The organism is Cohnella sp. GbtcB17 (genome assembly GCF_019091135.1).
Classification (GTDB): Bacteria; Bacillota; Bacilli; order Paenibacillales; family Paenibacillaceae; genus Cohnella.
Genome location: NZ_JAGXJW010000157.1, coordinates 1 through 679, shown reverse-complemented (window position 1 = coordinate 679; position 679 = coordinate 1). Strand labels below are relative to the sequence as shown.

The following is a 679-nucleotide window of genomic DNA, read 5'->3' as shown; positions in this document are numbered from 1 at the left end:
TGCCTTGTGTGGTTTAGCCGACAGGTTAAGCTATTAAGGGCGCACGGAGGATGCCTAGGCGCCAGGAGCCTAAGAAGGACGCGGCGAACAGCGAAATTGCCTCGGGGAGCCGTAAGCAGGCTTTGATCCGGGGATGTCCGAATGGGGAAACCCGGCTGGGGTCATGCCCAGTCACCATGCAGTGAATACATAGCTGCATTGGAGGCACACCCAGGGAACTGAAACATCTAAGTACCTGGAGGAGAAGAAAACAAGAGTGATTCCGTCAGTAGCGGCGAGCGAAAGCGGATTAGCCCAAACCTAAGAGCTTGCTCTTAGGGGTTGTGGGACGTCTCACATGGAGTTACAAAGGAGCAGGTTAGGCGAAGAGGTCTGGAAAGGCCCGGCATAGAAGGTAAAAGCCCTGTAGCCGAAAGTCTGCTCCCTCCGAGACGGATCCCGAGTACCGCGGGACACGAGAAACCCCGTGGGAATCCGGCAGGACCATCTGCCAAGGCTAAATACTCCCTGGCGACCGATAGTGAAGCAGTACCGTGAGGGAAAGGTGAAAAGCACCGCGGGAGCGGAGTGAAAAAGAACCTGAAACCGTGCGCTTACAAGAAGTCAGAGCCCGATCTAGGGGTGATGGCGTGCCTTTTGTAGAATGAACCGGCGAGTTACGTTTACGTGCGAGGTTAAG

General features: G+C 55.4%; 1 rRNA gene. It reads left to right on the top strand.

Annotation, left to right across the window (positions count from 1 at the left end):
• Positions 1-23 precede the first annotated feature (23 nt).
• Positions 24-679: ribosomal RNA gene (locus KVT38_RS33445) — 23S ribosomal RNA — on the top strand; the annotation flags it as partial.